A 14,387-nucleotide genomic window follows, 5' to 3' on the forward strand; every position below is an offset into this window, starting at 1 on the left:
ACCGAAATCCAAATTATGACGATTAGCCCGACGGTAAATGTGGCTGTCTACACTTGGCTTACCCTCTGAAACAGGGCACCAATCTACTGCCGCGAGAGAATCGTCCAACGACCTGAACATCGAAACCCTGTGAGCTCCGGAAGAAGTGCTGTGGAGTTTCCCCGGCTGCGCCATGGTGATCTCGCAAGATCGCTGGTTCCTGGACCGGGTGGCAACACACATCCTGGCCTATGAAGGCGACAGCAAGGTGGTGTTCTTTGAGGGGAACTACACCGAATACCACGAGGACTTCGTGGCACGCAATGGTGAAAATGCCACGCCGCACCGGATGCAGTACAAGAAGATCAAGACCTGATCTTCTTTTCGATAGAACTGAAAAAGCCCGCTGTTGCGGGCTTTTTTATACCTGAAAAAATATCTTGCAACAAAAAAGCAGCCCGAAGGCTGCTTGAAGGAAGATCGTGGCACTAAACCATGGCGATTAGAAAGAGTAGCGCGCTCCCAGTGCGAAGGTACGACTGAAGATCGCATTACCAAGGTTGTAAATACTCTGGTTCTCGTAGTAGCTGCGATACTCTTCATCAGTCAGGTTGGTCGCATCGAAGGTCACAACAAGATTGTCGCTAACATCGTAGCTCGCCTGGAAATCCATACTGACTTCCGCTTCGCGGTAAACGCCCAGCGGGTTGGCGAACGAGCGTGCTTCATAGTTGGCCAGGAAGTCATCACGCCATACGTAGGAAAGACGCATATCCAGATCGTTCTTGTCGTACGCCAGCACAACACTATAGGAAGAATCGGAAACACCAAAGATCGGGGTATCTTCCATCCCGACCAGAATACCCTGGTCATCATATACCGGCACATCCTGCTCGGAATCGAGCATGGTGTAGCTCGCCTGGACACCGAAGCCGTCCAGCAGTCCCGGCAGGTTCTCGGGGAAATAGGTCGCACCGAGTTCCAGCCCCTGCAGCCTACCGTTGGAGGTATTGCCCGGCGTCGTCAGGATATAACGGGACGGCTCATCCTCGGTTTCAGCCTGGTATGTGACATAGCTTTTCGCGTCATAGAAAAAGCCTTCAATATCGCGACGAAATACTGTGCCATACACCGCGCTAGCATCGCCAAAATAGTACTCCAGAGAAATATCGTAGTTTTGGGACTCTACCGGCTCTAGATCCGGGTTACCCGCTGTAGCCGTACCGTTGGCGTCGGTTACTGTAGGCGCATAGTTAATCCATGGGTTCAGCTGAGCAAAACCGGGGCGCTGCAGTGTGCTAGTATAGGCAAAGCGGGCGATCAGATCATCGGTAATACCATAGCGCACTGTGAAAGTAGGCAGTAACTTCGAATTACTTCCGCTGCCAGTTTCGGCCAGCGGATTCCCATTCGCATCCAGTTGAGCAACATCAAAGAAGGTCATGTCGCGGGAGGTGCTCACGTAGCGCAGACCGAAGATCCCGTCGACAACACGCCCGGCAACTTCCATTTCATAGTTTGCCTGAGCGTAAACTGATGTCGTGTCTTCGTCTAATTCAAAAGTTGTCAGCTGCTGCTCAGCGGTCAGACCGTAGAGAGCACGAAACTCGTCGATATTATCGTGAATATAGTGACCATTCGGCGCAGCCCATGACAGAGGGATGTCTGCACGACCATCGTAAAAATTCTTATTGATACTGACCAGGTTTTCATCCAGTTCCGCAGCATTCCGCCCCAGGAAACCCTCCTGTCCACGAGTGGCCTCGGAAGCAAAACGCCCTTCGTGGCGCAGGCCAAAGCTGACCTGATTCACCGGACCCCAGTTGACGTCTAGCTCACCATCCAGCTTCACAGTTACCGCATCACCTTCACGGCTGCTGCCATTGTCATATAGCTGGGCAACATTCCACTGGGCAGCATCCGTCAGATCGCTTTCATCGACGTCAGGCGTTTCCGGGTTGTCGTAAAACTCAAGTGCAGGTTCACCGTTACCGGTATTGAAGTCCACTCCGAGACCGTAAGCTACCCGGTCGAAGCGCATAGCCACAAAGCTGTCTTCAAACTGGCTATCCTGGTAGATCAGCTCAGATGAAAGACGAAAGCTGTCACTAATGTCCCAGTTACCGCCCAGGGCATAGACAAAGCTGTCGGTTTTGCCCGTGGTAATGTCCCCGCTGGTAAAGCCGTACGGGAAAGCCACATCACGGCTTTTGACCACGTTGGTTCCGTCAAACAGCTCAACTTCGCCGCCCCTTGGCAGGTGAGAATTTCCGCCCCACCAATCCACAAAAGTGAAATTCAGAGAGTTGAAAGACTCGTTGCGATAGCCATTGTAGAAGGCTTCGAACAGGTATTCTGATGAGTCGTTCGGTGCCCATTGCAGAGAGATATTAGCGGCCGGGCGCTCGCGCTTACCGGTGAAATCTGAAGCGAATACGGCATCGCGCCCCAGAATGTACTCTACTTCCTCGCCGTTCATGGTCAGAGTTGATCCCGCACCATATGGTAGGCCACTTTCCAGGCCAGGCTCCCATACAGGACTTTCGGCAACACGACCGTCGTCAGTCTGGATGCGCTCGTACGGCACCCAGCCTTCGGGCGCATCACCAGTCACAAATGGCACAGCTGCGCCAGGGGTAATACTTTGGTCGCGGTAGTTGGTCTCGGCATAAGACACGTTCACCAGCGCGCCAAATTTACCGAAGTCGCCTTCCCAGGAGTTAGCAAACAGGCCGCTGAAATTCGGGTCAGTGGAGTCAGCCTGTTCCTGATGGATTCCGCGGCCCGCCAGTACAACTTTACTGCCATCAAAATCGAACGGGCGGTTGGTGCGGATGTCGATCTGACCGGCAATGCCGCTGGAAATCTGGGAGGCGTCACGAGTTTTGTAAACTTCAACTCCGCGCAGCAGGCTCGCGGGAATATCGGCCAGGGCTACGGAACGACCGGAGGCGGTAAAAATCTGACGCCCGTTAACGGTGGTAGTGACGTCGCTTAAGCCGCGGATGGCGACATCGGAAACCTCACCGGCGCCGCGATTAGTAACCTGAACGCCGGTAACCCGCTGCAGAGCCTCAACCACGTTGTTATCAGGGAATTTACCGATATCTTCAGCAACGATGGAATCTACAATCTGGAAGCTGTCGCGCTTGATATCAATCGCTTTAGTCAAACTAGCCCGAACACCAGTTACAACGACCTCTTCAAGTGCAGCAGACTCATCAATCTCCGCATCGTATTGGCTGGATTCTTGAGCCAGTGCGGTAGCGCTCATGCCGCCGAACGCAGTCACCATGGCAATGGATGAACTCAATAGGTGTCGCCTGAACATATTATCTCTCCCATCTGGGGTGTTTTTATTGTGTTGCCGAATTCCGGAGGGTGTATCCACCGCTCCTGGCTTTTCCACGTCGTACCTCTACGCGGGTTTATGCCTGTAACTTGATTGCGGAGCTTGTCCCGGCCAAAAGTTGGCTGGCCTCGCTTCGCTTACGAGATACGGGCATCGAGGGGTTGGTGGTGCTCAGGGAGCACAAACCCCATTCGGTTTCGGGCAGATGAGAGCCATCAAGCTGGCTGGACAGGCAACAGACATGACTAATGACGCTGACCACGAAGGATCGCAGGGAAGTCGTCTCTCGCACATCGCTGGTTCTCGACTCTCTTATTATTCGGCGCTCGTCTCGGCTATACCGGCTCGCACTCGCTTTTATGTGGTGTCTGTAAGCCCCATTTCTGGACGCGTGTCTTGTTGAAATGTGAGACAACGCCAGAGGGACTTCAGTATTTACACCTTATTTGTATTACTTTTGGCCATCCTAGCCCCATATTTGGTACTCGTCAACGGTATTAAAGCCCTTTTTATTATACAAAATGACGATTGACCGTAAGTAAGGTTGCGCCTCCAGTCACACAGGGTGCTGATTTCCGCGCCAGCGCCCCACTTGCAGCCAAAAGTGCGCTAGTACTTACACACTTATTTGGCGTCAAATTCTCCACATGCTGTGCAATAAATCAACAATCCCTGGGAACCTACCAGATTTATCGCGCCAAAAGAGTGCGCACCTAGAGATAGTGCACAAACTAACTACACATATTATTGTAATACGATAATCCTGTTGGCAACATTACGGTAACCCGAAGCTGGATATGGGGGCGCACTACTGGGGGCCCTTAGCAGCAATCTCTTTTGGTACTGCGGTATTTGGGTGCCGACGAGACGGGTAATAGCGGAGAGAAAACTCCAGATAATAAGTAAAAGAAGGATTCACCCATGAAGACCATTCAGCGGGCCAGCTACCTGGCCCTAGTGCTATCCACCTTGATGTCGACTACCGGCTGCTTTGATTCCGGCTCAGGCGATGACGGCGACAATGGCGGACCGATAGTAACGCCGGAGCCACAACCTGAGCCACAACCTGAGCCGGAGCCCGAGCGCGAGAAAATTCCCGACGCGGCGGACCCCACTGCCGACGCCAGCGCGATCAACTACAACGATATGGCGGTGCACGATCCATCGGTGATCCGTGACGACGACGGCACCTTCTATGTGTTCGGCTCACACCTCGACGCGGCGAAAAGTACCGACCTGATGCGCTGGGAGCGTATCGCCGGGGGCGGTGTGAACGATGCCAATCCCCTGTTCAACACCTATGCAAGCGAGATTTCAGAAGGCCTGGAATGGGTGGGTGGCCATCAGGGCAGCTGGGCGGCCGACGTCATCAAGCTGAACGACGGTAAGTACTACTTCTACTACAACCACTGCGCCAACCCTGCCAGTGAAACGGGCGATTGCAATACACCGCGCTCTTACCTTGGCGTGGCGGTGGCCGATACCATCGAAGGCCCCTACATCGATCAGGGAATCTTCATTTACTCCGGCATGACGCCAGAAGAAATCGCGGCGGGTTATGTTCCCGACGGGTTCACCGGCACCGAGTACAACCCCACTATCCACCCCAACGCCATCGACCCGGATGTTTTCTACGATAAGGATGGCAAGCTGTGGATGCTGTACGGCTCCTATTCCGGAGGGATTTTCATTCTGGAAATGGATGAAACCACCGGCAAACCCAAACCCGGCCAGGGCTATGGCAAGCATCTCACCGGTGGTGACCACAGTGCCATTGAAGGCACCTACATGCTGTACAGCCCGGAGAGCGACTACTACTACCTGTTTATGTCCTTCGGCGGATTTTTCTCCACCGATGGCTACAACATCCGCATCGCCCGCTCCAAAACACCTGATGGCCCATTCCTGGATGCGGAAGGCAATGACATGGCGGAAGCACGTGGTAGTAATTGGGACAGCTTTGCCCCCTACGGGGTGAAAATGATGGGCGGCTTCGAGTTTGCCTCAGATGCGGGCGACCCCTACCCAAGCCGCGGCTACCTGGCACCTGGTCATAACTCGGCCTACTACGACGAGGAAACGGGCAAGCATTTTCTGATTACCCACACTCGCTTCCCCAATCGCGGCGAAGCCCACTCGGTGCGGGTGCATGAGATGTTCGTCAACGCAGACGGCTGGCTGGTCGCCTCACCCCAACGTTACACGCCCATCGAGGGTGACAATATTGTCGACAGCAACGACCTGAACGGTACCTACAAATTCATCAACCACGGCAAGGATATCAACCGCACCGCCAAGCCTACCCTGTACGTCACCCTGAATGACGACGGCAGTGTGAGCGGGGAAGTCACCGGGGAATATGTCCACGATGTGGAAAACCCGTCGCGGATCAGCTTCACCCTGGAAATCGATGGCGAAACGGAGGAATACGAAGGTATTACCCGGTGGCAGTGGAATGCCCAGGCGGAAAAGCTGGTACCGGTATTCACCGCCGTTTCCGGCACCGGTGAATCCATCTGGGGCCTCAGAATGGATGACCAATCCGATTCCAATACCCTGACTGCGATTACTGCAAACCTGAGTGTGCCCGCTAATACTGCTGATGACAGTATCGATCTGCCCACCCGCGGTACCCGCGGCGCTACCATCGCGTGGGTAAGCAGCGACGACAGCGTAATTAAACCCAGCGGTCGAGTAACGCGTCCGAATGCAGGGGAAGGTGATGCGACGGTGACCCTCACCGCTAATGTGAGCCTGAACGGCATGGATACCACCGTCAATTTCACTATCACGGTGGAGGAGCGCCAGCCCTATAACCGCACCGCCTGGTACCCCTTTGAAGACAATCTGCAGGAGTCCGCCGGGCGCTTTGCTGCAGGCACCGCCACCGGTGACCGAATCTTCAATAGCGGCAACGTTGGTTTTACCGCTGGTCACGACGGCCAAGCGCTGCAGCTGGATGGAAGCAACGGCGTACTGCTTCCGGAAGGACTAATCGACAACTACGAGTACACGGTTTCCTTCTGGGCCAAACCGACTGCGATCACGCAGCACACACCGACATTCTTCGGAACCGTGAAGGAAGAGGCCACTGATAGCAACGCGCCGTACTCCAACCACTGGCTGAGCTTCGTACCGCATGCCTGGGACGGCAACACCATGCTATGGGGCAAAAATGGGGATCCTATCTATTTCGACGGAGCAACCGGCGAGCTGATTCCCGCCGCTACGTGGACCCATATGGCCTTCGCCGTCGATAACGGGCACGTACGCGTGTACTTAAATGGTGAAGAGAAATTTTCCGGCGGAACGCTGATCGACTTTTTCAGTGGCAACACAGGAAATTTCGCCCTCGGTGTCAACTACTGGGACCTACCTTTCAACGGCCAGATCGATGAGTTTAAGGTTTACGAAAGTGCGCTCACTGCTGAAGAAGTCCGCAACCTCGACATCGACAATCAGTCTGATGAAGAGCTGCTGGCATCCGCCGCGGCAATTCTCGATCTGGGTGATCTGTCTGCAGTAACCGCAGATTTTGAGCTACCAACAACAGGCCCCTACGCAGCCGCCGTCCGCTGGACTTCCTCCAATCCGAACGCGATTTCTGTTGACGGCGATACCGGCGTAGTCACCCGCCCGGAAGGGGCTGACTCAGAGGTGACACTCACCGCAACCCTGAGCCTGAACGGCGCACAGCAGGTCAAGACCTTCAATGCAACGGTGAAGTCCACCGGACTGCCAGCCCCTGTGGCCCACTTCGGCTTCGAACAAACCCTGGATGACGCCGCCGGTAACTTTGGTTCCGGCGCAGTCGTTGGCGCTCTGATCAATGAAGCCGGCGGCAGCATTACTTACGCCGAAGGTGTGGTCGGGCAGGCCGCGGTGTTCGACGGCGCTTCTGGTGTGGTACTGCCAGACGACCTGATCGCCGACCACAGCTACAGCTTTACGCTGTGGTTGAGCCCATCGGCCCTGAGCCCCTACACCACCAGCTTCTTTGGCTGGGCCGCCAACAACAGCTGGATCAGCCTGCTGCCCAACGGCTTCGGTGAGGACACCATGCTGTGGTCTGGTGAATCCTGGTTTGACGCCAACACCGGCATCCAGATTCCACAGGATTCATGGAGCCAGCTGGCGGTCACCGTCAATAGCGGTGAAGTCAGCGTGTACGTCAATGGTGAGCAAGCCTTTACCGGCAGCAACTTCCCGGACGTATTCGGGCCGGCAGCAGAGCGCAACTTTGCACTCGGTGTGAACTTCTGGGATACCCCTTACGCCGGGATGATGGACGAGGTAAAAGTCTACGACTACGCCGTATCGGCGGAAGACGTCCTTGCCCTGTACGAAGCAGAGTTACTCGGCGAACAGTAATTACCTGCCATTTGATGGGCGTTCTATTGAACGCCCATTTTTTATCAATCACAAGAAAGCTTCAGATCCATGAATTTTCGAAATGTGAAAGTCACAGCGATGTCAATTCTGATCGCAACCAGCGCAGCCGCTCCAGCTGCGGAATCATCACCAGAAGTCGGGCAATCAACACAACCATTGCCGCAGCACTTTGTCTTTCCCGAACCGGAGAAAAACAAAAAATCCCCCGATCAACGCGCAGCAGTAGAAGAGATTGACGCCTTACTGCAAAAATTTATCGAGGAAGAGAAAGCCAGCAGCCTCGTCGGGTTTGTTGCGGTAGATGGCGAGGTGCGCTATTCCAAGGCGTTCGGTTGGAAAGACAAGAAAAATAAAACCCCTGCGTCAGTAGAGGATTACTACGTTCTGTTTTCCCAGACCAAAGCCATCACCACCGTCGCCTTTATGACGCTGGTAGAACAGGGGTTGGTCAACATCGATGATCCGGTTTCCAAATACTTTCCCGGTATACCCAACGAGGTCATCACCGCCGTCAACGAAGACGGCAGCTACGAAACCCGCCCCGCCACCAGCCCCATGACCTTTGTTCACTTGATGGCGCACACCTCTGGGCTGAATGCCGGTCTCGCGGGCGAAGCCCGACTCGCAGACAGCGGCACTCCGGGAATGCCTTTGGGATTTGATGGGAAAGAACCCGATATACAGCCCGCGGGGCAGCATACCGGCGGCGGTAATTACCAGGCTCGAACCCTGGAAGAGGAAATGCTGGAGCTGGCGAAATATCCCCTCGGTTTCGACCCCGGCTCTGAATGGAACTACCACGTCAGCACCAACATGCTCGGCTATATGATCGAGCGTATTTCTGGCCAGTCACTACAGCAGTACGTTAAAGAGAAGGTACTTAAGCCGCTGGGTATGAACGAGACGGACTGGTACTACGAACCTGAAGCTTTCGAGCGGTTTGTAAAACCCTACAGCCTGGTGGATGGAAAGCTGGTACCCGGCTCCGATGTTTACGCCAGGGGCGCAGTGAGTACTCAGCAAACTTACGCCGAAGGCGCCATCGGACTCAACGGCCCAATTACGGATTACGCCAAGTTCTGCCAGATGCTGCTCAACAAAGGCACCTTCAACGGCAACCGGATTCTCAAGCCGGAAACCATAGCGTTGATGACCACCATAAACCGGCTTCCGAAACCAAAAGGCGAAGACAACGGGTTTCGTTTTGGGCTCGGGTTTGAACTCTACAACGAACAGAAAAAACCGGCCCCTGAGGTTTCCAACGCGGCCTTTGCATGGGGCGGCATGATGGGTACGGATTACATCATTGACCCGGATAAAAATCTGATCGCGCTGTTTTATCTAAATATGTATCAGCGAGATGCCCTCTATCCGGAGTTTCTGCGTCGCGCTTACGCATTCGCTGAAATAAATCGCTAAAACTCGGCAGCTCTAAATAGTCTAAAACAATGGCGCTACCAGCAGTAAAAAAATAATAACCCGTCGCCTTGCGCCAAAGGCAGGATGGGCGGGTAAACGGGCCAGAATCTGCTCATGGATGAGTAATGACTCGGGCACATTCTTACACACGTAAGAGGATCAAAATGATAAAAATAGTGACAAGACGTATAGCGATGTTTCTAGCAGCTCTGCTGTCCTTGATTGCATTAAATGCAGCGGCGGTGTCCAACGGGGTATACACCCTTACCTCCAAACACAGCGGCAAACTTGCTGAAGTTGCGAGCGCCTCACTGGAGAACGGTGCCAATATCAGCCAGTGGCCCGCCAATGGTCATGAAACCCAGAATTGGATCATTACCCACGAAGGCAATAACTACTACTCCATCGTCAACGCCAACAGCGGCAAGGCCATGGAAATTTACGACTGGCAAACTGCAGATGGTGCCAACGTAGCGCAATACGCCTATTGGGGCGGAGACTCGCAGCTATGGGCGATCACAGATCTCGGCAATGGGCACCACAGCATCATCAACAAGTACAGTGGTAAAGCGCTGGACCTGTTGAACTTCGATACCGCCGATGGTGCCAATATCGCCCAGTGGAGTTACTGGGGTGGCGATGCGCAACAGTGGGCTCTGACGCAAGTGGGCTCCGTGGGCGAACCGCCGCTGGACACCTCCACTACCAATGGTGCGGTTAACCACTGGTCCCTCACCGGCAACCTAGGTACCCACGACCCGAGCATGGCCTGGGAAAACAATCAGTTCTGGCTATTCCAGACCGGCCCCGGTATCTACGGCAAGGTTTCCTCCGATGGCCTGCACTGGGAACCCCTGCCCGCGGTGTTCCCCAATGGCCTGAGCTGGTGGAAAAACTATGTTCCCGATCAGGAAGGGATCGATGTCTGGGCGCCGGATATCGAGTATTACAACGGACGCTACTGGCTGTATTACAGCATCTCCACCTTCGGCTCCAAGGTATCCGCGATCGGTCTCGCGTCCACCAACAGCATCGCCGGTGGTAACTGGACCGATCACGGTATGGTGATTTCGACCAACAACGCCAACGACTACAACGCGATCGACCCGGATTTGGTGATCGATGCCAATGGCGCGCCGTGGCTGACCTTCGGCTCATGGAACACCGGTATCAAGGTGGTGCGACTGAACCCTATGACCATGAAACCCATCGGCGACCTGCACAGCGTTGCCGCCAATGGCCAGGGTATCGAGGCACCGACCCTGATTTATCGCCAGGGCTTTTACTATTTGTTCGTCAGCGTGGGCACCTGTTGCCAGGGCGTGAATAGTGGCTATCACATCCGCTATGGCCGCTCCACCAGTGTCACTGGTCCCTTCCTCGACAAGAATGGCGCAGACATGCTGTACGGCGGCGGCAGCCTGCTGGATGGCGGCAATTCGGTATGGGTCGGCCCCGGTGGCGAAGATATTCTCAATACCGACGTGATCGTCCGTCACGCCTACGATGCCACCGACAACGGTGCGCCCAAGCTGCTGATCAGTACCCTGAATTGGGATTCCAGCGGCTGGCCGCGCTACTGAGAAGATAACCGTTGATAGAGAGGAACCGCCCGCTGCGGCGCCTCTCCATCAAAGAACATGACACTGTCTAAATAGCGATTAGATAGGCATCGAACACGCTTAAGCTGTGCGTGCTCCCCAAACCATAACCACTCATGGAGAGTACCAAGATGATGAGAATAAGCAGATATTCAGTAAGGCTCCTGGGCCTGCTTTTTGGTCTTATATGTGCCTTCCAAAGCCATGCCATTACCTTAAATGGCACCACCGATATTCACGACCCCTCAACCATCGTGAAGGACGGCGATACGTACTGGACTTTTGGCACCGGTGCCGGGGCTTCGAACTTCCCCATTAATGCACTCTACTCCACTGACCTTGTTAACTGGTCTCGCGGACCGTCACCAGTTCCGAGAAACACCTACCCCAGCTGGATAAACAATAAAGTTCCGGGTTTTGACGGTAACTTTTGGGCACCCGACATTATCAAGATGAACGGGCGCTACTACCTTTACTACTCGGCGTTTTCCAATGCCACCGGCATGAAGTCCGCCATCGGCGTTATGGTGACTGACTCGCTGAACAATCCCAACTGGCAAGACCTGGGAATGGTGGTATCCACCGTCGATGAACCCTACTCCGGGGGCCAGCCAGTCAATGCCATTGATGCCGGACTGTTCCGAGATGCGAATAACAATGTGTGGATGGTGTACGGGTCGCACTATGCAGGCATTTACATGCGCCAAATCAACCCGGCAACTGGCCATTTAATGAACGGTAACCGCTACCCGGTAGTAGGTAACAACGGTGGCTGGCATGAGTTCGAAGCCGCTCAGGTACAGTATCTGAACGGCTACTACTACATGTTCGTCAATCTGGGCGAGTGCTGTGCCGGAAACGCCAGCGACTATTACATTGTGGTAGGCCGATCGCGTAACCCTACCGGTCCTTACCTCGACAAGAGCGGCGCTGACATGTGGCACTATGGTGGCAGCACGGTTCTGACGACTCAGGGTAACTACATCGGTCCCGGGCATTTTGGCTACCTCAATAATTACGGCCAAAACCTTGCCACCATTCACTACTATGATGGCAACACCTTTAACGGCTGGCCCGCTCGCCTGGACATTTTGGAACTCACCTTTTCCAATGGCTGGCCTGTCTTTAACCGCAACTTTACCCTTGCCGATGAACCTGCCGGCCCCCTGGCAAATGGCCGCGTTACTTTCACCTCGGTACACAGTGGAAAACTGCTTGAGGTTATCTCCGGCAGCCACGATGACGGCGCCAATATTGTACAGTGGGAAAGCAACGGCAGCGCCAACCAGCAATGGGATATCGTGAATCTGAATAACGGCTACTACTCAATCCGCGCAGCCCACAGCGGCAAATCGCTAGACGTCTACGAATGGAGCACCGAAGACGGTGGTGAAATTCGCCAGTGGGAATACTTTGGTGGTGAAAACCAACAGTGGAAAATTGTCAATGAGGGTGATGGCACTTACGGTATTATCTCGCGCCATAGCGGTAAGGCTGTGGATGTATTTGAGTTCAGTACCGAAAACGGTGGCGACATCCGTCAATGGGAATACTGGGGCGGGGAGCCACAGCGCTGGATCGTTAACTACCAGTAACTCAGTGTAACCTGCCAGGCACCGCGCACCTGCAACGCGGTGCCTTCACTAGTTGTGGCTGGACGGAAGTATTGCCCTGTCCCTGCCGTTTGAGTAGGGTATCGGAAAAACAATAGCAAGACGGCCCACGCTATGATCCTTCCCTCCGGCACGCAGTTTCCGCTCAAACGCTACTACCTGCCGGGCAGCCTGGTTGTACTAACGCTGATGGGAGCCTGCGAATGGATCATCGCCATGTTGCTGCCGCAAGACAGGGTGATACTGGGCTCAATTACCAGAATGCTACTGGCCACGACGCTGGTAGGCGTCAGCTGTTATCTTCTCTATCGTCGGCACCGGCGACTCACCCGTCGCCTATCGTCTATGCTGGCGCACCAGGAAAAACTCAATACCGAGTATCAGCGAGAACTGCTGGAGCGGGAGGCGACGGAACTGGCACTGTCTGACCAACTGCAGTTTCTCCAGATTCTCATCGACGCTATTCCCGCGCCCATTTTCTACAAGAATGCCAAAGGTATTTACACCGGCTGCAACCGGGCATTTGAAGAATTCCTGGGCAAGGGGCGTGAAGATATTGTCGGCCGCTCGGTCTACGGTGTCTCGCCGGGGCCGCAGGCGCAGGTCTATCACGAGAAAGACATCGTACTGATGCAGCAGCGGGGACAACAGGTTTACGAGTCCCAGGTAGTCTATGCCGATGGCACCCTGCACGACGTTATTTTCAACAAGGCCGCCTATGAGCTGGAAGACGGCCGGCTCGGCGGCCTGATCGGTGTGATTCTGGATATCACCGATCGCAAATCCCTCGAGCGGGATCTGCTTCAGGCCAAGGAAAGGGCGGAGTTTTACAGCCGCTCGAAAACCGAATTCCTGACCAACATGAGCCATGAAATCCGCACCCCACTGAACGGCATTGTGGGCTTTAGCCAGCTGCTGCTCAATCGCAGTGCCAACGGAGGGCTGCCGCAGGAATTTCGTGACTTTCTGCAAAAAATCGCGATCAGCGGCCAGAGCCTCGCAGAACTGGTGAATGATGTGCTGGATATTTCCCGTATAGAAGCCGGCAAAATCGAGGCCGTTGAAGAAGATTTTCAGCTGCGCGGCCTGATGCAATGCATTCTCATTTCCTGCGAATCCCAGGCCGCCCGTAAAGGGCTTATCTTCCAGTGCGATATCGACGCGGCCCTGCCGGAGTTCATCCGCAGCGATCGGGGCAAGCTTTCCCAGATTCTGATCAACCTGATCGGCAATGCCATCAAGTTTTCACCCGCCGATAGCACCATTGAAATTCGAGTCTGCTCGCAGCGGAAGGACCACCAGAGGGAACAGGACCGGGATCTGATCCGTATCGAGGTCATCGATTGTGGTATTGGTATTCCTGAAGAGCAGCAGGCGGCGATCTTTGAACCCTTTGAGCAGGTGGACAAGTCACCCGACGGACAGGCGCGCGGCACCGGCCTGGGGCTTCCCATCACCCGCAGCCTGGTAGAGCTGCTCAATGGAGAAATCAACCTGCAGAGCACACTCGGTGAAGGTACACGTTTTCAAGTTCTGCTGCCCTTGCAGGAAGGTTGCCCGGTAACGCCTCTGAGCCAACACAGTGACTCGGCAATGGCGGAGCTAAATGGCATAAACGCACTGATTTTTGAGGATAACGCCCTCAACCAGACATTGATGCAGGCATTCTGTGATGACCTGGGTATCAATGCTACGTTTGTGGCCGATGGTCGTGAAGGGGTAACTCTCGCGCGGAAAATACGCCCGCAACTGATTTTTATGGATGTACAGATGCCCGGCCTCAGCGGCCTAGAAGCCACCCGGGAAATTCGCCAGATTCCGGAAATCCACGATACGCCGATTATCGGTCTGTCGGCGGCCGCGTTCAGTGAACAGCGCAATGCAGCACTGGATGCGGGCATGAATGACTACCTGACAAAGCCCATCGCACTTCCGCAACTGGTCACCACCATGCAGAAAAACCTGGGACGCCAGCCACAGCCGGTACGAGCTGAATAGGGGGCGAAACTTCGCCCCCAGGTTTAACTAGCA

At 54.6% G+C, this 14,387-nt stretch carries 6 protein-coding genes and 1 pseudogene; 6 read left to right on the top strand and 1 reads right to left on the bottom strand.

The genetic code is table 11. The annotated features are described in order from the left end of the window. Positions 1 to 32: 32 nt before the first annotated feature. Positions 33 to 355: pseudogene (locus tag HUW35_RS03315) on the top strand (energy-dependent translational throttle protein EttA); the annotation flags it as partial. A gap of 126 nt (positions 356 to 481) precedes the next feature. On the opposite strand, the gene HUW35_RS03320 reads toward HUW35_RS03315, so the two are convergent. Continuing rightward, on the bottom strand, positions 482 to 3,310 hold the full coding sequence (locus tag HUW35_RS03320; RefSeq protein WP_181254236.1) for a TonB-dependent receptor: 2,829 nt from the start codon (positions 3,308 to 3,310) through the stop codon (positions 482 to 484). 942 nt (positions 3,311 to 4,252) lie between these two features. Between HUW35_RS03320 and HUW35_RS03325 the strand changes: the two genes are divergently transcribed. The 5 genes from HUW35_RS03325 (at position 4,253) to HUW35_RS03345 (ending at position 14,354) form a co-directional block, all read left to right on the top strand. After that, a complete protein-coding gene (locus tag HUW35_RS03325; RefSeq protein WP_181254237.1) occupies positions 4,253 to 7,702 on the top strand; it encodes a LamG-like jellyroll fold domain-containing protein in 3,450 nt (1,149 codons plus the stop codon). Between the two features lie 99 nt (positions 7,703 to 7,801). Further along, positions 7,802 to 9,142 (top strand): serine hydrolase, encoded by a 1,341-nt coding sequence (locus HUW35_RS03330; RefSeq protein WP_181254238.1) that lies wholly within the window; start codon positions 7,802 to 7,804, stop codon positions 9,140 to 9,142. 194 nt (positions 9,143 to 9,336) lie between these two features. Continuing rightward, entirely contained in the window at positions 9,337 to 10,725 is a 1,389-nt protein-coding gene (locus HUW35_RS03335) for an RICIN domain-containing protein (RefSeq protein WP_181254239.1), read from the top strand. A gap of 149 nt (positions 10,726 to 10,874) precedes the next feature. Then, a complete protein-coding gene (locus HUW35_RS03340; RefSeq protein ID WP_181254240.1) occupies positions 10,875 to 12,338 on the top strand; it encodes a family 43 glycosylhydrolase in 1,464 nt (487 codons plus the stop codon). Between the two features lie 132 nt (positions 12,339 to 12,470). Continuing rightward, on the top strand, positions 12,471 to 14,354 hold the full coding sequence (locus HUW35_RS03345; protein WP_181254241.1) for an ATP-binding protein: 1,884 nt from the start codon (positions 12,471 to 12,473) through the stop codon (positions 14,352 to 14,354). Positions 14,355 to 14,387: the final 33 nt, after the last annotated feature.

Source organism: Microbulbifer sp. YPW1, from assembly GCF_013367775.1.
Taxonomy (GTDB): domain Bacteria; phylum Pseudomonadota; class Gammaproteobacteria; order Pseudomonadales; family Cellvibrionaceae; genus Microbulbifer.

What these genes read in the sequence shown, in the direction of transcription:
- HUW35_RS03325 (WP_181254237.1), top strand. Translation starts at nt 4,253, where the DNA reads ATGAAGACCATTCAGCGGGCCAGCTACCTGGCCCTAGTGCTATCCACC.
- HUW35_RS03330 (WP_181254238.1), top strand. Translation starts at nt 7,802, where the DNA reads ATGTCAATTCTGATCGCAACCAGCGCAGCCGCTCCAGCTGCGGAATCA.
- HUW35_RS03340 (WP_181254240.1), top strand. Translation starts at nt 10,875, where the DNA reads ATGATGAGAATAAGCAGATATTCAGTAAGGCTCCTGGGCCTGCTTTTT.
- HUW35_RS03335 (WP_181254239.1), top strand. Translation starts at nt 9,337, where the DNA reads ATGTTTCTAGCAGCTCTGCTGTCCTTGATTGCATTAAATGCAGCGGCG.
- HUW35_RS03320 (WP_181254236.1), bottom strand. Translation starts at nt 3,310, where the DNA reads ATGTTCAGGCGACACCTATTGAGTTCATCCATTGCCATGGTGACTGCG.
- HUW35_RS03345 (WP_181254241.1), top strand. Translation starts at nt 12,471, where the DNA reads ATGATCCTTCCCTCCGGCACGCAGTTTCCGCTCAAACGCTACTACCTG.